Here is a 23,581-nt window from a genome sequence, read left to right on the forward strand (position 1 = left end):
ACCCAACTTTTGCATAGTCAGCGCTGACGTTGGTCAACTCAGATCACCCCCAACGCATCCATCGCTTCCGCCACCCGCACGAACCCCGCAATGTTCGCCCCCAGCACGTAGTCGCCAGGCGCCCCATACTCGTCCGCCGTCTCGGCGCACCGATCATGGATGTCGCGCATGATCTCCGCCAACCTTGTCTCGGTCTTCTCAAACGTCCAGCTATCCCGCGATGCGTTCTGCTGCATCTCCAGTGCCGACGTGGCCACGCCGCCGGCGTTGGCGGCCTTGCCGGGGGCGAAGAGCACGCCCGCGTCCTGGAACAGCTTCACGGCATCCGGGGTGGACGGCATGTTGGCGCCCTCGCCTACTGCCATCACGCCGTTCGTGATCAGGCGTTTGGCGTCGCGGCCGGTCAGTTCGTTTTGCGTGGCGGAGGGCATGGCGACGGCGCACGGGACGTCCCAGATGGAACCGTCTTCGATGTAGTGGGCGCCTGCGCCGCGCAGCTTCACATATTCGGACAGGCGGCCGCGGCGCACTTCCTTGATCTCTTTGACCAGGTCCAGGTCGATGCCGTTGTCGTCGACCACGTAGCCGTTGGAATCCGAGCATGCGGCAATGATGCCGCCGAATTCCAGGACTTTCTCCATGGTGTAGATGGCGACGTTGCCGGATCCGGAGACGACGGTGCGTTTGCCTTCGAAGGTTTCGCCGCGGGTGGCCAGCATGCGTTCGACGAAGTAGGTGGCGCCGTAGCCGGTGGCTTCGCGGCGGGCGCGCGACCCGCCGTGGAACAGGGCCTTGCCGGTCAGCACGCCAGCCTCATATTTGTTCGTAAGGCGTTTGTACTGGCCGAACATGTAGCCGATTTCGCGGCCGCCCACGCCGATGTCGCCGGCGGGGACGTCGGTGTATTCGCCAAGGTGGCGATGCAGTTCGCTCATGAACGACTGGCAGAAGCGCATGACTTCGCGGTCGGACCGGCCGCGGGGGTTGAAGTCGGACCCGCCTTTGCCGCCGCCGATGGGCATGCCGGTCAGGGCGTTCTTGAAGGTCTGTTCAAAGCCCAGGAATTTTATGATGCCGACGTTGACCGACGGGTGGAAGCGGATGCCGCCTTTGTAGGGGCCCAGCGCCGAGTTGAACTGGACGCGAAAGCCGCGGTTGATCTGGACCTGGCCGTTGTCGTCGATCCACGGCACCCGAAAGATGATCTGGCGTTCAGGCTCGCACAGCCGTTCTATCAGGGCGTTGTCGGCGTAGTAGGGCCGCTTGGCGATGACGCGGCCCAGGCTTTCCAGCACTTCTTTGACGGCCTGGTGGAATTCCTGTTCGCCGGCATTTCGGTTCATGACTTCGTTCAGGATGGGCTGCAGCTTTTCGTCGATCATGCGTTGGGAGTCTCCGTGCGTTTGAGTTCACCGCGTTTCTACCTACGGCGCACCACATTGGATCATGCCTGACTCCACCTGACGCACCAATATGGGTATTCACGTAGACGCTGTAATCGCCTTAACGCTAGCCGATAGGCGTGATCTATTACCCTGTTCGCCCAATACAATTCGGTCCTGCGCGGGTGCTGCCCTATAATGGAAGGCTAAGCCGCTAGTCAAGCGGCGCCTGAATCCCGCCATGTCTGTCGACGTCCTTACCTTTGGTCTGAATCACGTCTCTGCCCCCGTCTCGGTGCGCGAGCGCGTGTCGCTGCCTATCGAGTTGCTGAAACCGGCGCTTGCGGGCCTGCGTTCGGCCTTTGGCGGCGCGGTGACGGAAGCTGCGATCCTGTCCACCTGTAATCGGACCGAGATCTACTGTGCGGCCGATTCCAGCGTCGCCGAGCAGTTGCCGGCGTGGCTGGCGGACTTTCGTCAGTTCGACAGCAGCCAGTTGCAGCCGCATCTGTACCGCCACATGCAGGACGACGCCGTGCGTCATGCCTTCCGCGTGGCCAGCGGCCTGGATTCGATGGTGCTGGGCGAACCCCAAATCCTGGGTCAGATGAAGGACGCGGTGCGTGCCGCCGAAGACGCCGGGTCGATGGGTACGCTGCTGCATCAGCTGTTTCAACGGACGTTTTCGGTCGCCAAGGAAGTGCGGTCGCAAACGGCGATCGGCTCGCAGTCGGTGTCGATGGCGGCTGCGTCGGTGCGGCTGGCCGAGCGGGTGTTCGGCGACCTGAAAGAATGCAACGTGTTGCTGATCGGCGCGGGCGAGATGATCGAACTCTGTGCGACGCACCTGGCTGCCCACCGTCCGAAAAAGATGGTGGTGGCAAACCGCACGGTGGAGCGGGCCGAGACGCTGGCCTCGAAGTTTTCGGCCGGCGCCATGCGGCTGAGCGAGTTGCCGGACCGGTTGTGCGAATTCGATGTGATCGTGTCGAGTACCGCCAGTTCGCTGCCTATCCTGGGCCTCGGGATGGTGGAACGCGCGACCAAGACCCGTCGGCATCGCCCGATGGTCATGGTGGACCTGGCCGTGCCGCGCGATATCGAAGCCGAAGTGGGCCGGCTGGACGACGTCTACCTGTATTCGGTGGACGATCTGGGCCGGCTGGTGCAGACCGCAACCGATGCCCGCAAGGCGGCCGTCACGCAGGCCGAGGCGATCATCGAGACGCGGGTACAGAATTTCATGCACTGGATGGACTCGCGCGAAGTCGTGCCGGTGATCCAGTACATGCATCAGACTGCCGACGCTGTGCGCGCCGCCGAACTCGACCGGGCGCGCAAGGCGCTGGCGCGGGGCGATGATCCCGAGCAGGTCATGGAGCAGTTGGCCCACGGGCTGACACAAAAGTATCTTCACGGCCCGCTGGCCGCGCTAAACCATAGCGACGGCGCTGACCGCAAGCAGTTGCTGGCCTTGTTGCCGCGCCTCTTCACGTCACGCGCCTCGCGTAACGACCACTAGCCTTCAATGAAAGCATCGATGCGGTCCCGGCTCGAGCAGTTGACTCGACGCCTTGCCGAACTGGACGGCCTGCTCGCCGATCCGGACACGGCCCAGGACATGGACACCTTCCGCAAGCTGTCGCGTGAGCGCTCTGAGCTCGAGCCGGTGGTGGTGGCGTTCGGCGCGTACACGGGCACCGAAGAGGACCTGGCGACGGCGCAGCAGATGCTGTCCGACCCGGACATGAAGGGTCTGGCCGAAGACGAACTGAAGAGCGGCAAGCAGCGGCTGGAACAACTGGAGGCGGAACTGCAGGTGTTGCTGTTGCCGCGCGATCCCGACGATGGCCGCAGCCTGTTCCTGGAAGTGCGCGCGGGCACCGGTGGCGACGAAAGCGCCCTGTTTGCCGGCGACCTGCTGCGCATGTACACCCGCTTTGCCGAGCGCAATCGTTGGCAGGTCGAGGTCATGTCCGAAAGCGAGTCGGAGCTGGGCGGCTACAAGGAAGCGATCGTGCGCATTGCGGGCGATGGCGCCTACGGCCGGCTCAAGTTCGAATCGGGCGGCCACCGCGTGCAGCGCGTGCCCGCCACCGAAACGCAGGGCCGCATCCATACATCGGCGTGCACGGTGGCGATCATGCCCGAGGCCGATGAAGTGGCCGAGGTGAACATCAACACCAGCGACTTGCGCATCGATACCTTCCGCGCCAGCGGCGCGGGCGGCCAGCACGTGAACAAGACCGATTCGGCCGTGCGGATCACGCACTTGCCGACCGGGATCGTGGTGGAATGCCAGGACGACCGGTCGCAGCACCGCAACCGCGACAAGGCCATGAAGGTGCTGGCCGCGCGGATCAAGGACAAGGAAGTGCGCGAGCGCCAGGCCAAGGAAGCCGCGCAGCGCAAAAGCCTGGTGGGTTCGGGGGACCGGTCGGAACGGATTCGCACCTACAACTTCCCGCAGGGCCGAATTACCGATCACCGCATCAACCTGACGCTGTACAAGCTGCAGAACGTGCTGGACGGCGACCTGGACGAGGTGATTTCGGCGCTGGCGTCGGAACATCAGGCGGAGTTGCTGGCCGCGCTGGGCGACGAATAAGCCGTGGCAGCTGCCGATGTCCGCGCGCTGATTGCTTCCAGCGGGCTGCCGGTGCTTGAAGCCAGGGTGCTGCTTGGCCATGCGCTGCAGGTGAATCGGGCTTGGCTGATCGCGCATGACACCGATCCTTTGACGGATGAACAGGTAAGCGCTTACCAGCAACTGGCCGAACGACGACGGGCAGGCGAACCGGTGGCCTACCTGCTGGGCGAAAAAGAATTCATGGGGCATACGTTCCGGGTCACGCCGTCGGTGCTGATCCCCCGCGCCGATACCGAGGTGCTGGTGGAAACCGCTCTTGCCGATCTGCAGGGCAAGACCCGCCCCGCCGTGCTGGACATGGGCACCGGCAGCGGCGCGATCGCCGTTTCCCTGGCGCTGGCCCGGCCCGATGCCGACGTGATTGCGACCGATGTGAGCGCTGACGCCCTTGCGGTGGCGCAAAAGAACGCCATATCGTTGGGAGCGCGCGTGCGTTGTGCGCAGGGCAGCTGGTTCGATGCGCTGAACTCGGCCGGCGTCCCGGCGGTCTATGACGTGATCGTGTCGAATCCGCCGTATATCTCGTCGAGCGACGCGCACCTGGACCAGGGTGATCTGCGCTTCGAGCCGCGGCAGGCGCTGACGGACTTTCGCGATGGCCTCGAGGCCGTGCGGATCATCGTGGCCGGCGCGAAGCAGTATCTGAATGTCGGGGGCAGCCTCTGGCTGGAACACGGTTGGGACCAGGCAGCCGCCGTGCGCGAACTGCTGGTGGCCGCGGGTTTCCAGAGAGTAAGCAGTCGCCGTGACCTGTCGGACATCGAACGGATTTCCGGCGGGTACCTATAATCGATGTATTCAATTCCTAGCACGTGAGGTTCGCCATGAGCGACGTACAAGAATTTCTGCGCGAAACCGTGACCGACAACCCGGTCGTCCTGTTCATGAAAGGCACTGCGCAGTTTCCGCAGTGCGGCTTTTCGGGCAAGGCCATCCAGTTCTTGAAGTCTAATGGCGTAAAGCAATTGACCACGGTCAATGTGCTGGAAGACGCTGAGGTTCGCCAGGGCATCAAGGAATTTTCGAACTGGCCAACGATTCCCCAGCTGTACATCAAGGGTGAATTCGTGGGTGGCTCGGACATCATTGCCGAGCTCGACAGCACGGGCGAACTGAAGCAGATGCTGGCGGAAGCCGGCGTCGTCTGACGCGATCCCCTCTGACGACACCCCTCTGGCGTCACCCCCTGCCGTCCCATCCCGACGTCCTCATCCGGAGACCGGCATGAAAATCTATCTTGCCGGCCCCGATGTCTTCCGGCCCGATGCGGCGGCGTTCGGCCGCAGTCTGCAGGCCCTGTGCAGCGAACTGGGCCTGACCGGCTGCTTTCCGCTCGACAACGAGATGAAGGCCGAGCTGTCGGGCCAGGCTGCCGCGCGCGCGATCTACGAGGCGAACGTGGCCATGATCCGGGATTGCGATGCGGTCATGGCCAATCTGAATCCCTTTCGTGGACGCGAGCCCGATTCCGGCACGGCGTTTGAGGTCGGTTACGCCGCGGCCCTGGGCAAGGAGATCTGGGTCTACACCAGCGAACCTCGCAACCTGGTCGAGCAGTGGGCGGACACGGATCCCGTGCTGGACGGTCCGCAATACGACGACGCGGGCATGCTGGTCGAGGATTTCGGCATGAATCTGAACCTGATGCTGGCGTGCAGCAGCGCCCATGTGGTGATTGGCACGGCGCACGACTGCCTGCGGCGCATTGCCGCGCGACAACTGTCCGAAGGAAAAGAATGATGACTCCCCTGCGCGGCGCTGTGAGTGCTTGCCTTCTAGCAGGCGCATGCCTGGCGGCTCCAGCGGTCATGGCGGCCCAGGCGGCGGGTTCTGCCCGGTCGCCGGCGGCATCGTCGGCGCCTGCCGCGGGGTCGTCTGGTGCGTCCTCCTCCGGCGGCGCCTCGGTTGCCATCACGCCGCAGCTCGAAGACCGCACGGTCATGTCTCTGCTCGCCGCGATCCAGGCGAAGGACTACCAGCAGTTCGTGGGCTTGGGCAACGCCAACTTCGGCAAGCTCGACAAGGCGGCGTTCGACGCCGTGTCGACTCAGTTGAGCCCCCGCCTGCAGGCCGGCTACACCGCCGATCGCCTGACGCACTATCAGCAGCAGGGCTACGAGTTTTCCTTGTGGAAGATCTCATTCAAGGACAATGGCGATGACATCATTGCGACCTTGACGATCGCGCGTGATGGCAAGGTGGGCGGGTTCGTCCTGCGGTAAAGCGCGTTGCGGTAAAGCCTTCTGCGATCAAGCGTTCTGCAATAAATCGCCGCCGTCTCACCGCCCCACCGGCGCCGCCGCTGTCGCCGCCTTCTCCGCCCGCCACCGTTTGTCATGCGGGCGCACCCAGAAGGTGTAAATGCCCAGCGCCAGCAGCGCACATCCGAGCATCACGCCCATCATCGCGCGGGCGGTGTGGCCATCGTAGAAAAAGGTCACCAGCGAGCCGGACACCGCGCCCACGCTCATCATCAGCGCGCCCACCACCCCCGACGCCACCCCACCGGCTTCCGGCACCGGTTCGACCGCCGCATGCGAAGCATTGGGCGCAATCAGCCCGAACGAAAACGTATTGGCCATCAAGACGGGAATCAGCAAGCCCAAGGGCAAGGTGTGGGTAAAAGCCATGACGGCGAGCACCAGCGACGTGCCGCTCGACAGGCCCAGCCCCACCTTCAGCAAGCGGTGCGGTGACACGCCGCGGGTATTCAGCCGGCCGTTCAGGATCGACGCGAGCATGATGCCGAACGCCGTGCCGGCGAACACCAGGCCAAAGCCCTGCGCCGACATGCCCAGCGTCTCCATCATCAGCAACGGCGACCCGGTAATGTATGCAAACTGACAGCCGAAGGTCAGCGCGTTGACGGCCGCATTGCCGAAGGCGACCGGGTGGCTGATGACGCGTTTATAGGTCTTGGCCAGCGCGGGAATCGACAGGCTCTTGAGCATCGTCGACGCGGGCCGGCTTTCGGGCAGTCCCAGGTAGACGGCCAGCGTCACGACCGCACCGGCAATCGTCATGAACACATAGATGGCGCGCCAGTCGAACATCACCAGCACCCATCCGCCCAGCGTGGGCGCAATCATGGGCGCCACGATGCGCACCGTGGCGACGTACGACAGCCGCGCCCGCGCGAACTGGCCTTCAAACAGGTCGCGCACGATCGTGAGCGACATGACCATGCCGGCCCCCGCCCCCACGCCCTGGATGGCGCGGAACGCCAGCAGCGCTTCCAGCGTCGGGGCCATCGCACAGGCGGCGCTGGCGAGCGTGAACAAGGTGCTGCCGAACAGCAGCACGGGCCGGCGCCCGTAGCGATCCGCCAGCGGCCCGTAGGCAATCGGGGCGATGGCAAATCCGACCAGGAACACGCTTAGCGTGAGCGCGGCCCGCGACGGCGACACTTGCAGCGACGCGCCGATTTGCGTCAGCGCCGGCAAGGACATGTCGGTCGCCAGGGCAGGCAACGCAGACAGCACCGCAAGAAGGAAAATGAAGGCGACGGAATCGGGACGGATGCGCATGGGTCACTGCGTGCTGCGGGTGGCCTGGCGCGGGCCTCGAGCCCGGCCGTGGACCGGACCCGCGCACGCCAGGCAGCGCCCTGGAGGGGGCCTTCGAGTTTACCCTAGCAACTGCCCGCCCCGGCGGGTGACCCTGAGCCTCTGTGGCTCATTCCACCGTGGCGCAGGCCCATCTTTGCGCCACCCCATCAACGGATTCCCTGGGCCATACGTCGCAGGCATAATGACTCATCCGACAGTGACCCACCCGACTTCGCCCCGTGCGAAGGCCACCTCGCCACAAGGTCCCGCCGCCATGCATCATCTGCTTCTTGTCTCCGCCGCGCTTGCCGCCGTGTTGTCGTTGTCCGCTTGCGGCAGCAATGTCTCGCTGGCCGAACCGCAGCCTGTCCGGGGCTATGTGTCGAACGTGGGCACGTTCCAGAACTTCATTGCGACGCAGCCCACGCCGTCGGCGTTCCGGCGGATGTATCCCGATGTCCAGCTGGTGCTGCCGCAAGACATTGCCACGATGGAAATGCGCAACAACAACAGCCGCTATTTTGCGCAGCTGGACAACCAGGGCCGCATCGTCGGCGGCAGCTTCCGCTAACGCGCACACGGGCCGCCACCCCGGCGGCAGCGCGTCTTGGGCCCGTCGTCGTCCGCCTTCGGTTCGCATGGGCGGCCGGCGGCCCTTTGGACTGGAACACAGCACGTGACACCTGGAGTTTCTATCGGACGGTTACAGGCGTAAACGGTTTTGCGTGGCTCATCAGCAAGCCCTGCGCCGTGCTACAACCTTCCAGCCCATCCGTAGCGGTCCGATCCCCGGGCCGCCGGCGGCGTGCAGCGTCTCTTTCCAGGTTGACCGAATGCCTGTTGTCGCCTTTGCCTTTTTGCCCCGGTCAGGGAGCCTTACATGACCGGGCAGGACCTTCCACGCCTGTACGCAGGCCGCAGTCAATCCGTCGTGGCGTGGTGGCGCGCCTCCTGTACTACCTTGCTGCTGGCCACCGCCCTGTCGGTAGGCGGATGCGCGCTGCCGTCCCAGGAAGGCCGCATGGAATCCCAGGCGATCAGCGCGGCCGAAGGTGCAAGCACACGCATCGGTCGATCGCTCGCAGGCGCGGCGTCCGCCAACCCGGGGCTGACTGGCATCAGCCCCCTGTCGGACGCGCGCGGAGCCTTCGCCGCCCGGATGCGGCTGGTACAGGGCGCGGAACGCACGATCGATGTGCAGTCCTACATCTGGCACAAGGACGCGACCGGCACGCTGCTGTTGCGGGCGCTTCATGATGCGGCCGAGCGCGGCGTGCGCGTGCGCCTGCTGCTGGACGACAACGGCACGGCGGGCCTGGACGATGCGCTGGCTGCGCTCGACCGCCACCCCAAGATCGAAGTGCGCCTGTTCAACCCGTTTTCGGTACGGTCCCCGAAGGCGATTGGCTACCTGACGCACTTTGATCGCGCCAACCGGCGCATGCACAACAAGTCGTTCACGGTCGACAACCAGGCCACCATCGTTGGCGGACGAAATATCGGCGACGAGTACTTTGGCGCCACCGACGACGTGGTTTTTGCCGACCTGGACGTCATTGCCGTGGGCGCTGTCGTGCCGGACATGTCGAAAGACTTCGACCGGTACTGGGCCAGCCTGTCGGCCTATCCCATCGACCGCATCCTGGCTTCCAAAAAGCCGGTGCCGCTCGAAGAGGCTTTGCCGCCGCTTGCCGAAGACAATCCGCAGGCCAACCGCTACCGGAAAGCCAATGACGAATCTCGCCTGCTCGACTCGCTGTACGAGGGCAAGATCGAATTTCAGTGGAGCAAGGTGCGGATGATCAGCGACGATCCGCGCAAGGGCCTGGGCGAGGCGCCCGACAACAAGCTGATGATGCCGCGGATCATGCAGATACTGGATACGCCGCGGGAAAGCCTGGACCTGGTGTCGTCCTATTTCGTGCCGGCGGAGACGGGAACGGCAGCATTTAGCCAGCTCGCCCAGGACCGGGTCAAGGTGCGCATCCTGACCAATGCCCTGGAAGCCACCGACGTGGCGCCGGTACATGCCGGCTATGCCAAGCGCCGCAAGGCCCTGCTGGAAGCGGGAGTCACGCTGTACGAGATGCGTCGCCAACCCGGCGCCGAAACGTCGGATGCCGGCGGCCCGTTGGGCAGCTCCGGTTCCAGCCTGCACGCCAAGACCTTTGCGGTGGACCGCAAGCGCATGTTCGTCGGGTCGTACAACTTCGACCCGCGATCGGAAAAGCTCAACACCGAACTCGGCTTCGTGATCGACAACCCGAAGCTGACCAGCGCCGTACATGCCGCCTTCGACGAAAAGATCCCGCAGGTCTCGTACGAGGTGCGGCTGGACGACAAGGGCGATATGTACTGGCTGGCCTGGGAAGACGGCAAGCAGGTGCGCTACGACTCGGAACCCAACACCGGATTGCTCAAGGGTCTGGCAATCCGGGTGTTGTCGTGGCTGCCGATCGACTGGCTGCTGTAGCCGATCAGCGAGCCCTGGTTACCGCCCCACCGTGACCGAGTTGGGCGGGATCTGGTAGCTCCAGGTCTCGCTCAGGACCTTGTCCCCCTGCGCCACTGCCGCACGCAGTTCCACGGCCTGGGTCGGATCGTTGACCTTCACCCGCAGGTTGATGCGATATCCGCGGATGACCGGATTGCGTTCCAGCGACTGGTGCAGGATCTCGGCATTGCCGCTGTAGCTGACCACCGGCCGCACCGACGCGTCGGGCGGCAGGTTCGCCAGGGATGCACCTTCAAAGTCGACCAGCAGGCCCACGCTGCCGTCCAGGTGACGGATCAGGTTGGCTTGCGTGATCTCGCCCGCAGTGCGCAGCGTCTGCTTCACATAAGCGATGTCCTTGTCGATCAGCGCCGGCTCGTTCATGGTCCAGTGCATGCGGTAGTCGTACTGCATGGGTTGGCCCTTGGCGGGCTTGGCGTCGGGCGTCCAGAAGGCGACGATGTTGTCGTTGGTTTCGTCGGGGGTCGGGATCTCGACCAGTTCGACCTGGCCCTTGCCCCAATCGCCTTGCGGCTCGATCCAGGCGCTCGGGCGCAGATCGTAGCGGTCCTTCAGGTCTTCGTAGCGCGAAAATTCGCGGCCGCGCTGCAGCAGGCCAAAGCCCTTGGGCTGGTTGACGCGGAAAGTGCTGACGGCCAGATCGCGCGGATTGTTCAGCGGACGCCACAGCCATTCGCCGTCACCGGTATGGATCGCCAGGCCGTTCGAATCATGCAGCGCAGGCCGGTAATTCTGCGTGCTGTCGGTACGTTGATTGGGCCCGAACAGGAACATGCTGGTCAGCGGCGCAATGCCGATCTTGTTGACGCTGCTGCGCGAAAACACCCGCGACTGCACGTCCAGCACGGCGTCATCCCCCGGTCGCAGCGTGAACCGGTAGGCGCCGGTGGCGCGCTGCGAATCCATCAACGCGTAGATGACCAGTTGGCGGTCTTGCGGCTTGGGCCGCTCGATCCAGAATTCGCGGAACGCCGGGAATTCTTCACCACTGGTCAGTGCGGTGTCGATCGCCAGTCCCCGCGCCGACAGGCCATACACCTGGCCCTTGCCGATCACCCGGAAGTAGCTGGCCCCCAGGACGCTCATGATCTCGTCCTGCTTGTCCTTCTGATTGATCGGGTACAGCACGCGAAAGCCCGCATAGCCCAGCCGCGATGTCTGCTCCTTGTCGAAGTGCAGGTCGCCAAAGTGGAAGCGTTCGGGGTCGTAGCGGATTTCCTGCACGCCCTGCGGCGTGATCTCGCTGATGCGCACCGGGGTGTTGAAATGCATGCCCTGGTGATAGAAGCTGAGCTTGAACGGCGTATCGAGGTCTTTCCACTCCACCTTGTCGGCGCGCGGCTGGATCTTCATGTAGTCGGCAAACTGCATGCGGCTGAACACCGGCGGCAGATTGCTGGCCGGCGCGGCGTACGGTTTGTCCACCAGCGCCTTGGCTTTGGCAGTCACGTCGTCCAGCGAGAAGGCATGGACCTGTGCGGCGCCCAGCAGCATGCCGAGACATGAAAGGCTTAACGAGGTCAGCACCGAAGGACGACGCACGGAAGCTCTGATGGCAAAAAAGACCACGGAAATCTCCAGAAATTTGCGATGGATCGCGGACAGCCGGTCGTCCGCCACCCGCAAGGTATCACGATGACGGGCCGCCGCCGCGGGTAAACCATAGCAGAACGGCCTCGATGGCCTTGGCTGAGCACGTGAGCAGGCGCTCGCAAGGTAGCGCAATTACAATAGGTCCCTGCCGCATCACCGCATCAACGTGCAAGCCGCCGCGCACCGTCCCTTTACCGGGCACCCTGGCGGCTTGCCAGTCCGAGATCGTCATCCCATGAAAATGTTGTGTTCGCTGGCGCTCGTCGCCAGCCTGGTCAGCCTTCCCACCCTGGCGGCCACGCCTGCTGCGCTGCTCGACAACAAGCCGGCGTTCATTGCCGGTCTCATCAAGAAGATGACGCTGGAAGAAAAGATCGGCCAGTTGCGGCTGATCAGCATCGGCACCGAAATGCCGCAGCCGCGCATCCTTCAGGAAATTGCGGCGGGCCGCATCGGCGGCACCTTCAATACCGTGACCCCGAGTGAAAACCGGCCCCTGCAAGACGCCGCGGTCAAGCACAGCCGCCTGGGCATCCCGATCTTCTTTGCCTATGACATCGTGCACGGCCACCGTACGGTGTTTCCGATAAGCCTGGGGCAGGCGTCGAGCTGGGACATGGACGCCATCGCGCTGGGCGCGCGCACGTCCGCCATCGAAGCGACCGCCGACGGCATTGACATGACCTTCGCGCCCATGGTCGACATCTCGCGCGACCCGCGCTGGGGCCGGATGTCCGAAGGCTTTGGCGAAGACCCCCATCTGGTCTCCGAGATCGCAAAGGTCACGGTGCGCGGCTTCCAGGGCAACTCGGCTGCGAACCGCGACAGCCTGATGGCCAGCGTGAAGCACTTTGCCCTGTACGGCGCGGTGGAAGGCGGCCGCGACTACAACACGGTCGACATGAGCCCGATGCGCATGTACCAGGACTATCTGCCCCCCTACCGCGCGGCGATTGACGCCGGCGCGGGCGGCGTCATGGTCGCGCTCAATTCGATCAACGGCGTGCCGGCCACGTCCAACACCTGGCTGATGCACGACCTGCTGCGCAAGGATTGGGGCTTCAAGGGCGTGACCGTCAGCGACCACGGCGCCATTACCGAGCTGGTGCGGCACGGCGTGGCGCAGGACGACCGGGAAGCGGCGCGGCTGGCCATCAAGGCCGGCATCGACATGAGCATGCATGACGCCCTGTACCTGCAGGAATTGCCAGGGTTGATCAAGTCCGGCGCCGTGTCGATCCGCGAGATCGACAATGCCGTGCGCGAAGTGCTGGGCGCCAAATACGACATGGGCCTGTTCCACGACCCGTACCGCCGCATCGGCGTGGCCGCGAATGATCCGGCCGACGTCAACGCCGAAAGCCGCCTGCACCGCGCGGCGGCCCGCCAGGTGGCGCGCGCGTCCATGGTGCTGCTGGAAAACCGCAACCAGACCCTGCCCCTGAAAAAAAGCGGCACCATCGCCCTGGTCGGGCCATTGGCCGATTCACAGCTGGACATCCTGGGCAGCTGGTCCGCCGCCGGGGTCGCCAAGCAGGCGATCACCCTGCGCCAGGGCTTGCGGGACGTGGCGGGCGACAAGGTGCGCGTTATTTATGCGCGCGGCGCCAACATCAGCAATGACGAACGTATCGTTGAATACCTGAACTATCTGGACACCGACAATCCCGAGATCGTCCAGGACAAGCGCTCGCCCGCCGACATGATCGCCGAAGCGGTCAAGATCGCCGAGGAAGCCGACGTGATCGTGGCCGCGGTGGGCGAATCGCGCGGCATGTCGCATGAATCGTCCAGCCGGACCCGGCTCGACATCCCTCCCAGCCAGCGCGCGCTGCTGGAAGCGCTCAAGGCCACGGGCAAGCCGCTGGTGCTGGTGCTGATGAACGGGCGTCCGCTTGAACTGACGTGGGAGCAGGCCCATGCCGACGCCGTGCTCGAAACCTGGTTCAGCGGAACCGAAGGTGGGCACGCCATTGCCGACGTGCTGTTCGGCGACTACAACCCATCGGGCAAACTGCCCGTGTCGTTTCCCCGGTCCGTGGGACAGATCCCGACCTATTACAACCGCCTGCGTGTCGGCCGGCCCTTCGTGGAAGGCAAGCCGGGCAACTACACCTCGCAGTACTTCGAAGAAACCAACGGCCCGCTCTACCCCTTCGGCTACGGCCTGAGCTATACCGACTTTGACGTCTCGCCGATCACGCTGTCGGCGCCGGTCATGGCGCGCAAGGGCAAGCTCGACGCGTCCGTCACGGTCCGCAACTCGGGCGCGCGGGATGGCGAAACCGTGGTGCAGCTATATATCCATGACGAGGCCGCCTCGGTGGTGCGCGCGGAAAAAGAACTCAAAGACTTCCGCAAGGTGGCTTTGAAGGCGGGCGAAAGCCGCACGATCAGGTTCACGCTCGATGAAGACGACCTGAAGTTCTTCAATGCCCGCCTGCAGCATGTGGCCGAAGCCGGGCGATTCGCGGTGCAGATCGGTCTCGATTCGCAGAACGTGCAGGAGGCGACGTTTGACCTGCGGTGACCCCACCGCGCGCGCAGAGGGCGTTACCAAATGCCACGGCAGTGTGCCAAGGCTCACGCTACTATTTGCCGCTGAGCACCGGTCGCGGCGCCCTTCCCGCGTGCGTCGATTCGATCCGCCCTGCGGGATCCCGGACGCCCCGCGCGGTAGCGGCTCCCCACTCGTTCCAGACCAAAGGTTTCCATGAAGCATCGGACCTGCAGCACGCGCCCTCGCGGCTGCCCTTCCCTTGACGCTGTACTGCCCCCAAGCGCAACGCCAGCGCGCATGAAGACTGAGGAATGACGACGTGGTGAACCGTTTGAAGCGTCTCGAGAGCGCCGTTCCCGGGCTCGATGACATCCTGTGCGGCGGGTTCGTCGAAGGGGCGTCTTACATCCTTCGTGGCCGCCCAGGCGCAGGCAAGACCATCCTGGCCAACCAGGTCGCTTTTGCCCAGGCCCGCGAAGGCAACAGCATCATGTACGTGACGCTGCTGGCCGAATCGCATGAACGCCTGTTCGAGGCCCTTTCGACGCTCGACTTCTACGACGCCCAGCACGTTGGCAGCAACATGATCTATCTCAGCCTGTTCCAGACCCTGCGGTCGGAAGGGCTGGACGCCGTCGTGACCATGCTGCGCAAGGAAATGGCGCGGCGCAATCCGACGATGCTGGTGGTGGATGGCCTGCTGACCGCGCGCGACGCCGCCGACGACTCGCTCGACGTCAAGACCTTTGTGGCCGAACTGCAGGCCAACGCCGCGTTTTCCCGCTGCACGATTTTGCTGTTGACAAGCGCCCAGCCGGGCGACGCCAGTCCCGAACACACCATGGTCGATGGCGTGATCGAACTGCACGAAGACTTTGCCGGCGCGCGCACCTCGCGCCGTTTGCAGGTCACCAAGTCTCGGGGCAGCAATGCGTTGTCCGGCCTGCACCATTACGAGATCACGCAGGGCGGCATGGCGGTGTTTCCGCGCCTCGAGGCCCTGCTGTCGCATCCGTCGATGCTGGACGCCGCGCCCCCCGAACGCCTGCCCAGCGGCGTTGACGGGTTCGACGAACTGATCGGCGGCGGTGTGCCTGCTGCGTCGGTGACGCTCGCCATGGGACCGTCGGGCACCGGCAAGACGACGCTTGGCCTGTCGTTCCTGAAGCTTGCGACGCCCGAAGACCCTGCCGTGATGATCAGTTTTGCTGAATCGCCGCAGCGACTGTTCCGCAAGGCGAATGCCATCGGCATCGATCTGGAATCGATGGTGGCTTCGAAGGCGGTCACCCTGCTCTGGCGGCCGCTGACCGAAAGCCTGGTCGACAAGATCGCCTATGACCTGCTCGACGCGGTCGCCGCGGTGAACGCGTGCCGCGTCGTGATCGACGGCTACAGCGCCCTTGAACGCACCATGCTCGACAAGACGCGCGTCGTCGAATTCTTTTCGGCGCTTGGCAACGAACTGAAGGGCCGCGGCGCCACCGTCCTTGCGACGTGGGAAACGCGCAATCTGTTCGGCCTGAGCACCGAAAGCCCGACACCCGAAATTTCTGGCATCGTCGACAACCTGCTGCTCCTGCAGCAGCATCCGGCCGGCGCCGACCTGCGTCGCGTGGTGGGCATCCTCAAGATCCGTGACGGCTACTATCCCTCGTCGATGTACGAGGTGGCGGTCGGCCAGGGTGGGCTGCGCGCTTGCGGCAAGTTCGATGCGTCCAATCCCTCCCTGGACGAGCTGCGCGCGCCTGCTCCCCGGGTCGACTAGGGCGGAGCGGGCATCCTATGACCAAGATCGTGGTAGTCGATGACGAGAGCCTGCTCGTAGACGTCCTTGCTTTCGCCCTCGAGGACGAAGGGTACGAGGTCGCGCTCGCTTATCACGGCAAGATGGCGCTCGAGCTGATCCTGGAATCGCCTCCCGCGCTGGTCATTACCGACTTCATGATGCCGCTCATGACCGGCCTGGAGCTTGCCCAGGACCTCAAGGCCCGACCCGAATACCAGGATCTGCCCATCATCCTCGTCAGCGGCGCCCAGGGCGCCCTTGCACGACGGCATCCTGAGCTGTTTGCCCGGGTGTTCGACAAACCCTATTCCTTGCCGGATCTGCTGGCACAGGTCCAAGAGCTGGCCGGCCCGGCCTGAGCGCCTGGACGGCTGCGCGGGTCCTCCCGCTGCCGCGTAATCCCCTTTTTCGTTTGCCACCCCAGCGCGCCAGGCAGCTTAGTCATGGCGTGGATACGTGCGACCACATCGTGCGACCGCAGCTCGCCATCCGGTCGCCCGCCAACCGCCGCCGATATTAATCCCTTAAAAACATCACTTGCCCTGCGCGGATTACATCGCTGTTTTACCCAACTAGTCTTCTCAAAATAGCCACACGGGCGACGCTGGTGCAGGAGAAAACCCCCTGCACCCGTGAATGTTATCGATTGCAGATAGTTAAATTAACGTTCTGGGATAACACAAGGCTTAATTAACTTCATTGACTCGCCCTTGCTCAACCGTTTTACGTATCTAATTCACTCACAGTGCGCATATTGCGCGATAAACAAGTCGGGACGATCGTTCGATTTTCCCGAAAGCACCGATCCTGACTTGGGAAAACCCAGCTCAGAATGAACAATGCCAAAGGCACATCGTCTTGAAAATAAAAATCCTGCCTTTTGTGCTCATGGCCTTGAGTCCCAGTGCGTATGCCCAGCAACTCCCCAGCGCGGGCAGCCAGCTGCAGCAAATTCCCCCGGCTCCCATTCCGGAACGCGCCCCGCTCGCCCTCCCTCGCGAGCCCGCCACCCCGCAGGTCACGGCCACGCAGGACACGGCGAAAATCACGGTCAATGCCCTGACGATTACGGGTGCCCGTCTTTACCCCGAAAGCGAGCTTGTTGCGGTGGCAGGGTTTACGCCCGGTAGCCAGCTGACGCTGGGTGAATTGCGAGGCCTGGCCAGAAAAATTACCGAGCATTATCGCGATCGCGGTTATTTTGTCGCCCAGGCATATTTACCCGCCCAGGAAATCCGTAATGGCGTTGTCACCATTGCAGTAATGGAAGGTGAATACGGCAAGGTACAGGTGCGCAATCAGACCAATTTGTCGGATGGATTGATCGCCAGCCACCTTGAAGGAATCAACCCGGGCGACACCGTGGCCATTGCGCCGCTGGAAAACCGTTTGTTGCTGCTTTCCGATATACCGGGCGTCAATGTCAGTTCGACCCTGACACCCGGCGCGTCAGTCGGCGCGTCTGACCTGATCGTCGACGTGCTGCCTGGCCAACGTGTCACCGGCAGCATCGACGCAGACAACGGCGGCAACCGCTATACCGGCGAATACCGCCTTGGAGCCACCGTCAACCTGAACAACGCGGCCGGCCTGGGCGACGTCGCTTCGCTGCGGGTCCTGACGTCGGGTTCAGGCCTGAATTACATGCGCGGTTCCTACCAGATGCAGTTTGGCAAGGCGACGGCGGGCGTGGCCTACAGCTGGCTGGGCTATGAACTTGGCAAGGAATTCGCCAGCCTGGACGCGCATGGGAACGCACGCGTCGCAAGCATCTATGGCAGCTATCCGCTGATCCGCTCGCGCAACACCAATCTGTACGCCCTGCTTGGCTTTGACCATAAGACGTTTGAAGACCGGGTCGATGCGTTCAACAGCGTGACCGACAAAAAGGTGCAGGTGCTGATGGCCACCCTGCGCGGGGATCACCGCGACAGCCTGGGTGGCGGCGGCTTCAACAGCTACGGCATCACGGGCTATGCCGGCAACGTCGACATCGACACGGCGTCGGTGCGCAACTTCGACGCGCAGACCGCCCGGACCAACGGCCACTTCACCAAGCTGGGCTTCAACGCCATGCGGCTGCAGCGCGTGACGAACACTGTCTCGCTGTATGCCGGCATCCGTGGCCAGCTGGCGCAAGACAACCTCGACGTCTCCGAGAAGATGGAACTTGGCGGGATGAACGGCGTGCGCGCCTACCCGACGGGCGAGGCCTATGCCGACCAGGGCTATCTGGCGACGGTCGAAGCCCGGTGGCTCCTGCCGCGGGTGTCCGAACAGATGTTGGGCCAGATGCAGTTGATCGGCTTTATCGATACCGGCCGCGTGACCACCAACAAGAACCCTTGGACGACGGGCGACAACCATCGCACCTTGAGCGGCGCTGGCGTCGGGCTGAACTGGCTGGCCACCAACAATTTCGTGATCAGGACGTCATACGCCCGGAAGCTGGGCGGCGGAACGGCCACTTCAGCGCCTGATAAATCGGGCCGCTTCTGGGTGCAGGCCGTCAAATATTTTTGACCCCCTGCCCCCTGGCAGCCGTGCTGCCGTGCCCGCGTAGTGTCCCCGCATTCCTGAAAAAAACATTTGAAAGATCGCCATGAACCCAATTCACCGCTCCATGTGGGATGACCAGACCGGCACCGTTGCTGCCGCCTCGGAAAAAAGCCGCAGTGCTGGCAAGCGAGCGTTTCCTGGCACCCTGGGCATGAGCCCGGGCGCCGGCTTCCGTCTGAAGACCCTGACCCTGTGCGTGATGCTTGCCTGTAGCGCCCGCGTGTACGCCGACCCTACCGGCGGCGTCGTGTCGGCCGGTGCCGCCACGATTGGCGGCACGTCAGGCAACATGGTCATCAACCAGACGACCGCGAATGTGGCGATCAACTGGCAAAGCTTCAACATCCAGGCGGGCCAGTCGGTGCAGTTCGTGCAGCCCGGAAGCAGTTCCGTGGCGCTGAACCGTGTGATTGGCGCGGATCCGTCCGCCATCCTGGGCAGTCTGAGCGCCAACGGCAAGGTCTTCCTGGTCAACCCGAACGGCATTCTGTTCGGCCAGGGCGCGTCGGTGAACGTGGGCGGCCTGGTGGCGTCCACGTTGAACCTGACGGATGCCAACCTGATGGCGGGGCTGTATGAGTTCTCCGGAAACGACAGCGGCAGCGTCTCGAACCTGGGCGCCATCAACGTGGCCAGCGGCAGCTATGTGGCGCTGCTGGGCGCCAATGTGAGCAACCAGGGCACGATCAACGCCCGGCTGGGTACGGTTGCGCTGGCCGCTGGCACGGCCATGACGCTCGACGTCGCGGGCGACCGGCTGCTCAATGTGGTGATCAGCCAGGGCGCGGCCAACGCACTGGTCCAGAACGGCGGCCTGCTTCAGGCAGACGGCGGCCAGGTCTTGCTGACCACGCAGGTCGCGGGCAACCTGCTTACCAATGCCGTCAACAACACCGGCGTGATCCAGGCGCAGACGCTGCAGAACGACAATGGCGTCATCCGGCTGCTCGGCGGCATGCAAAACGGCACAGTCAGCATTGGCGGCACCGTTGACGCATCCGGCAAGGCCACCGGACAAACCGGTGGCAGCGTCACGGCCACCGGGCACCATGTCGGGATATTCGAAGGCAAGATCGACGCTTCCGGCGATGCGGGCGGCGGCACGGTGCTCGTCGGCGGTGGCTACCAGGGTCAGGATGCGTCCGTACCCAACGCGACCGCCACCTACCTGAGTGCCGACGCCCGCATTGCGGCCGACGCCCTCACACAAGGCAACGGCGGCAAAGTCGTGCTGTGGGCGAACAATTCGACGCGCGCCTACGGCAGCCTGTCAGCGCGCGGCGGGGCACAAGCCGGCAACGGTGGCCTGATCGAAACGTCCGGACACGCGCTGGATGTGGCCGGCCTGCGGGTCAGCGCATCGGCAGTCAACGGCACCAGCGGAATGTGGCTGCTCGATCCGGCCGACGTGACGATCACGAATTCAGCCACCACCGGCGGCAGCTTTGTCGGGAGCGTCTTCACTCCCGATCCGAATGCGAGCACGGCCAACGTCAACGTTGCCGACCTCGTGACCGCCCTGAGCGCGGGCACCAACGTCAGCATCGTCACGGCCAATGCCACGGGCACCGGCGCCGGCGATATCACCGTCAACACGCCGATCAGCTGGACCAAGACACCTGGCGCGCTGCCGGTATCGACATTGACCTTGAATGCCGTGCAGGACGTGATCGTGAACGAGGCGATTACGGCCAACTGGGGAAGCCTGGCGGCCAACGCCGGACGCGACGTCACGCTGTTCGCCCCGGTCACGATGACCAATGGCAGCTTCATTGCCACGTCCGGACGCGATGTGAACCTGATCAAGGATGCCGCGCATCCCTTGACCGCCGTGACGACCACGGACGGATCCTTCCGCTCGAACGCCGGGCGCAATGTGAACGTCGACACGGCAGCCGTGACCACGACCCGGGGCAACCTGATCCTGGTCGCCGGCCTGGACGCCAACACGGAAGGTACCGTCGTATTCGCACCCGGCACCCCGGTTGCGGCCGTGACCGGACCGAATGCGGCAGTGTTGATCTATAACCCGCTAGGCACGCCACCGATCGATTATTCGGGCAACTTCACGCTGACCAACGCCTCCTTGACGACAGGCGTGTATCTGCCCACACCTGTGGGGGCGACGGGGGCTACCGGCGCGACTGGCGCAACGGGGACGACCGGGGCTACTGGCACCACCGGGGCGACGGGTACGACGGGCGATATCGGCGCCACAGGGGCGACGGGTACGACCGGAGCAACGGGTACGACCGGAGCAACCGGAACGACGGGCGATATCGGCGCAACGGGAGCAACGGGAACGACTGGGGCGACCGGGGCGACCGGGGCAACCGGGACGACTGGCGATATCGGCGCCACGGGTGGAACCGGAACGACTGGCGCAACTGGCACCACCGGTGCAACCGGAACGACAGGCGCAACCGGCACCACCGGTGCGACCGGAACGACTGGCACTACCGGGGCAACCGGGACGACTGGCGATATCGGCGCCACGGGTGGAACCGGAACGACCGGTGCAACTGGCACCACCGGTGCAACCGGAACGACTGGCGCAACGGGCACTACCGGTGCAACCGGAACGACTGGCACTACCGGAGCGACCGGGACGACTGGCGATATCGGCGCCACGGGTGCAACCGGCACCACCGGTGCGACCGGAACGACTGGCGCGACGGGTACTACCGGTGCAACCGGAACGACCGGTGCAACGGGCACCACCGGTGCAACCGGAACGACTGGCGCACCGGGCACCACCGGTGCAACCGGAACGACTGGCGCACCGGGCACCACCGGTGCAACCGGAACGACTGGCGCAACAGGCACCACCGGTGCAACCGGAACGACTGGCGCAACTGGCACCACCGGTGCAACCGGGACGACTGGCGATATCGGCGCCACGGGTGGAACCGGTACGACCGGTGCAACTGGTACAACCGGTGCAACCGGAACGACGGGCGCAACTGGCACGACTGGAGCAACGGGTACGACCGGCGATATCGGCGCCACGGGTGGAACCGGCACTACCGGCGCGACAGGTACGACTGGCGCAACTGGCACCACCGGAACAACCGGCGCAACTGGCACGACTGGAGCGACAGGTACGACTGGCGCTACCGGCACCACCGGCGCAACCGGAACGACTGGCGCAACCGGCACCACCGGCGCGACGGGTACCACCGGCTCCGCCCCGTCGCCCCAGTCATCCAGCTTCCCCTTTCCGGTCTTTCCCCAAAGGCCGCCTCTGAACGTATTGCCGCTGGCGCCGCAAGAGCCCGGGTTCCCGACGGTCGTCATCGCACCGCCGCCGGCTGAACTGCTGACCGTGGTACCGCCAGCGCCCCCGGCCGCTCCTCCGCCAGCGCCGCCCGCCGTGCGACCGCCACTCCCCGCGGCGCAGCCGGCCCTGCCTTATGTCGCGCCCAGGCGTGCGCCCAAACCGGAACGCAACTGATATCCGCACACGTCACGACCACCGTCCTCTGAGCAGCCGCCATGAACACCCCCGTTCGATGTCAACGATGATGGGCAAGGGCGAGCTTGTCCTTTGTCTGCTGCTCAGTTGTCTTGCGGGTCAGTCCGCCGTTGGGGCAGAACCGGCTGCGCAGCAGCCGGACCTGGCGATCGGCAGCGCCAAAGAACCGAAGCGGGCCCAGTTCGGGCAGGAGCTTCCTTCCCAGGTGGCGCGGCACGTGGCCGACTGGGCAGTCGACTCCGGCGATCACGGCGGTATGCCTTTCGTGATCGTCGACAAAGTCGACGCAAAGGTTTTTGTTTTTGACGCAAAGGGGCAGTTGCGCGGGGCAGCCTCTGCCCTGCTGGGACTGGCCATCGGTGACGATGCCGTTCCAGGGATCGGCCAGCGGCCCCTGTCGAGTATCCGGCCCGAAGAACGCACCACGTCGGCCGGGCGCTTCGTCGCGTCGCTGGACCGCAACCTTCAGGGCAAGGAGATCCTGTGGGTGGACTACGACACGGCGATATCCATGCATCCTGTCGTTGCGGGCAGCGTCAAGGAACGCAGGGCCGACCGCCTCTCGACCCCGAGTCCGAAAGACAACCGCATCTCGTATGGTTGCATCAACGTACCGTTCAGCTTTTTCCTGAGCGTAGTCAGTCCGGCATTTACCGGGACCGACGGCATCGTCTATGTGCTGCCCGAAACGCGTTCGGCGCGCCAGGTTTTCGGCACCTATGACGTCGAGGAACACGCACGTGCGCGCAACGCCCCAGGCTAATTATTGAAAGACCGTCCCGATGAACGAACGAATAAAGTATGCGTCTTGCCCCTTATGCGAACGCCCGAACATCTTTCCGCACAAGACCGGAAATTGCTCGGCGCATGCGCTATACAACCCCGTGTTGAGTCCGACCATCAACTGGTGCAAGTGCCTGGACTGCGGACATATCTTTACCGAGGGCTATTACACCGACGAAGCGTGCGGCATCCTGTTCGGCAAGACGCATGACAACCAGCGGGCGGGCGTCGGGATCGAGCACAATCGGCTGATATCGTCCAGGATGATCGAGAAAGTCCTGCCGTATGCGGCCGAAGGCCGCTGGCTCGACGTGGGTTTTGGCAACTGCTCCTTGCTGTTCACCGCGCAAGAATACGGATTCCGACCTGTCGGGACGGATCTCCGCGTCGACAACGTCAGGATTGCGCAGGGCTTCGGAATCGAGGCCTACAGCCAGGACATCACCGACCTGGCACTGCACGACAAATGCGCGGTGGTGAGCATGGCAGACGTTCTGGAACATATTCCCTTTCCCAAGCCGTCACTGACCGCTGCCCATGCCTTGCTGGAGCCCGGCGGCATCCTGTTCATTTCCATGCCGAACCTGGAAAACATCTTCTGGGATGACCTGGACAAGCATGACGTCAATCCGTACTGGGGCGAGATCGAGCACTATCACAACTTCAGCCGGACACGGCTGTACGCCTTGCTGAAAGAGTGCGGCTTTACGCCCCTGCGATACGGCATCAGCGAGCGGTATCGGGTCTGCATGGAAGTCATTGCGCAGAAAACCTAGCAGACACGAGA

At 64.1% G+C, this 23,581-nt stretch carries 18 protein-coding genes; 15 read left to right on the top strand and 3 right to left on the bottom strand.

All coding sequences use genetic code 11. The features are described 5' to 3' along the window. Nucleotides 1-38: 38 nt before the first annotated feature. Nucleotides 39-1,382: an NADP-specific glutamate dehydrogenase gene (gene gdhA / locus IE116_RS13940; protein ID WP_189613333.1), complete on the bottom strand. Its 1,344-nt coding sequence runs from the start codon at nt 1,380-1,382 to the stop codon at nt 39-41. A gap of 241 nt (nt 1,383-1,623) precedes the next feature. Here gdhA and hemA point away from each other — a divergent pair, with 241 nt between their 5' ends. From hemA to IE116_RS13970, 6 genes are all read left to right on the top strand, one after another. After that, on the top strand, nt 1,624-2,904 hold the full coding sequence (gene hemA / locus IE116_RS13945; protein ID WP_179583949.1) for a glutamyl-tRNA reductase: 1,281 nt from the start codon (nt 1,624-1,626) through the stop codon (nt 2,902-2,904). Between the two features lie 6 nt (nt 2,905-2,910). Next, nucleotides 2,911-3,990, top strand: coding sequence for a peptide chain release factor 1 (gene prfA / locus IE116_RS13950; protein ID WP_189613335.1), 1,080 nt, complete (start codon nt 2,911-2,913; stop codon nt 3,988-3,990). A gap of 3 nt (nt 3,991-3,993) precedes the next feature. Next, nucleotides 3,994-4,821, top strand: a complete 828-nt coding sequence (gene prmC / locus IE116_RS13955) for a peptide chain release factor N(5)-glutamine methyltransferase (protein ID WP_189613337.1) — start codon at nt 3,994-3,996, stop codon at nt 4,819-4,821. 35 nt (nt 4,822-4,856) lie between these two features. Beyond that, a complete protein-coding gene (gene grxD, locus IE116_RS13960; protein ID WP_179583942.1) occupies nt 4,857-5,180 on the top strand; it encodes a Grx4 family monothiol glutaredoxin in 324 nt (107 codons plus the stop codon). Nucleotides 5,181-5,256: 76 nt separating this feature from the next. Further along, on the top strand, nt 5,257-5,772 hold the full coding sequence (locus tag IE116_RS13965) for a nucleoside 2-deoxyribosyltransferase (protein WP_189613339.1): 516 nt from the start codon (nt 5,257-5,259) through the stop codon (nt 5,770-5,772). Then, complete coding sequence (locus IE116_RS13970; RefSeq protein ID WP_189613341.1) at nt 5,769-6,254, top strand: hypothetical protein; 486 nt, start codon at nt 5,769-5,771, stop codon at nt 6,252-6,254. The genes IE116_RS13965 and IE116_RS13970 overlap by 4 nt, the downstream gene beginning before the upstream one ends. A gap of 57 nt (nt 6,255-6,311) precedes the next feature. Here IE116_RS13970 and IE116_RS13975 read toward each other — a convergent pair whose 3' ends face one another. After that, on the bottom strand, nt 6,312-7,559 hold the full coding sequence (locus IE116_RS13975) for a multidrug effflux MFS transporter (RefSeq protein WP_189613344.1): 1,248 nt from the start codon (nt 7,557-7,559) through the stop codon (nt 6,312-6,314). Nucleotides 7,560-7,854: 295 nt separating this feature from the next. On the opposite strand from IE116_RS13975, the gene IE116_RS13980 reads away from it, so the two are divergent. After that, on the top strand, nt 7,855-8,151 hold the full coding sequence (locus IE116_RS13980) for a hypothetical protein (RefSeq protein ID WP_189613346.1): 297 nt from the start codon (nt 7,855-7,857) through the stop codon (nt 8,149-8,151). Between the two features lie 309 nt (nt 8,152-8,460). Continuing rightward, nucleotides 8,461-10,053: a phospholipase D family protein gene (locus tag IE116_RS13985; RefSeq protein ID WP_189613348.1), complete on the top strand. Its 1,593-nt coding sequence runs from the start codon at nt 8,461-8,463 to the stop codon at nt 10,051-10,053. 18 nt (nt 10,054-10,071) lie between these two features. Here IE116_RS13985 and IE116_RS13990 read toward each other — a convergent pair whose 3' ends face one another. Next, nucleotides 10,072-11,589: a glucan biosynthesis protein G gene (locus IE116_RS13990; RefSeq protein ID WP_189614641.1), complete on the bottom strand. Its 1,518-nt coding sequence runs from the start codon at nt 11,587-11,589 to the stop codon at nt 10,072-10,074. A gap of 340 nt (nt 11,590-11,929) precedes the next feature. Between IE116_RS13990 and bglX the strand changes: the two genes are divergently transcribed. The 7 genes from bglX to IE116_RS14025 all read left to right on the top strand — a co-directional run bounded on the left by bglX (nt 11,930) and on the right by IE116_RS14025 (nt 23,570). After that, complete coding sequence (gene bglX, locus IE116_RS13995; protein WP_229828455.1) at nt 11,930-14,218, top strand: beta-glucosidase BglX; 2,289 nt, start codon at nt 11,930-11,932, stop codon at nt 14,216-14,218. 289 nt (nt 14,219-14,507) lie between these two features. Further along, nucleotides 14,508-15,956 carry an RAD55 family ATPase gene (locus IE116_RS14000; protein ID WP_189613352.1) on the top strand — a complete coding sequence of 483 codons (1,449 nt, stop codon included), beginning with the start codon at nt 14,508-14,510 and terminating at the stop codon, nt 15,954-15,956. 17 nt (nt 15,957-15,973) lie between these two features. Beyond that, nucleotides 15,974-16,336, top strand: coding sequence for a response regulator (locus IE116_RS14005; protein WP_189613353.1), 363 nt, complete (start codon nt 15,974-15,976; stop codon nt 16,334-16,336). A gap of 499 nt (nt 16,337-16,835) precedes the next feature. Continuing rightward, the gene (locus IE116_RS14010) at nt 16,836-18,500 is read left to right on the top strand and encodes a ShlB/FhaC/HecB family hemolysin secretion/activation protein (protein ID WP_229828167.1); all 1,665 of its coding nucleotides are present in this window, start codon (nt 16,836-16,838) and stop codon (nt 18,498-18,500) included. A 79-nt stretch (nt 18,501-18,579) separates the two neighbouring features. Then, complete coding sequence (locus IE116_RS14015; RefSeq protein WP_189613355.1) at nt 18,580-21,990, top strand: two-partner secretion domain-containing protein; 3,411 nt, start codon at nt 18,580-18,582, stop codon at nt 21,988-21,990. 58 nt (nt 21,991-22,048) lie between these two features. Continuing rightward, the gene (locus IE116_RS14020; RefSeq protein ID WP_229828168.1) at nt 22,049-22,774 is read left to right on the top strand and encodes a hypothetical protein; all 726 of its coding nucleotides are present in this window, start codon (nt 22,049-22,051) and stop codon (nt 22,772-22,774) included. Between the two features lie 19 nt (nt 22,775-22,793). Beyond that, the gene (locus IE116_RS14025; protein ID WP_189613357.1) at nt 22,794-23,570 is read left to right on the top strand and encodes a class I SAM-dependent methyltransferase; all 777 of its coding nucleotides are present in this window, start codon (nt 22,794-22,796) and stop codon (nt 23,568-23,570) included. Nucleotides 23,571-23,581 lie beyond the last annotated feature (11 nt).

The sequence above is a fragment of the Pigmentiphaga litoralis genome (assembly GCF_014651835.1).
Lineage (GTDB): Bacteria > Pseudomonadota > Gammaproteobacteria > Burkholderiales > Burkholderiaceae_B > Pigmentiphaga > Pigmentiphaga litoralis.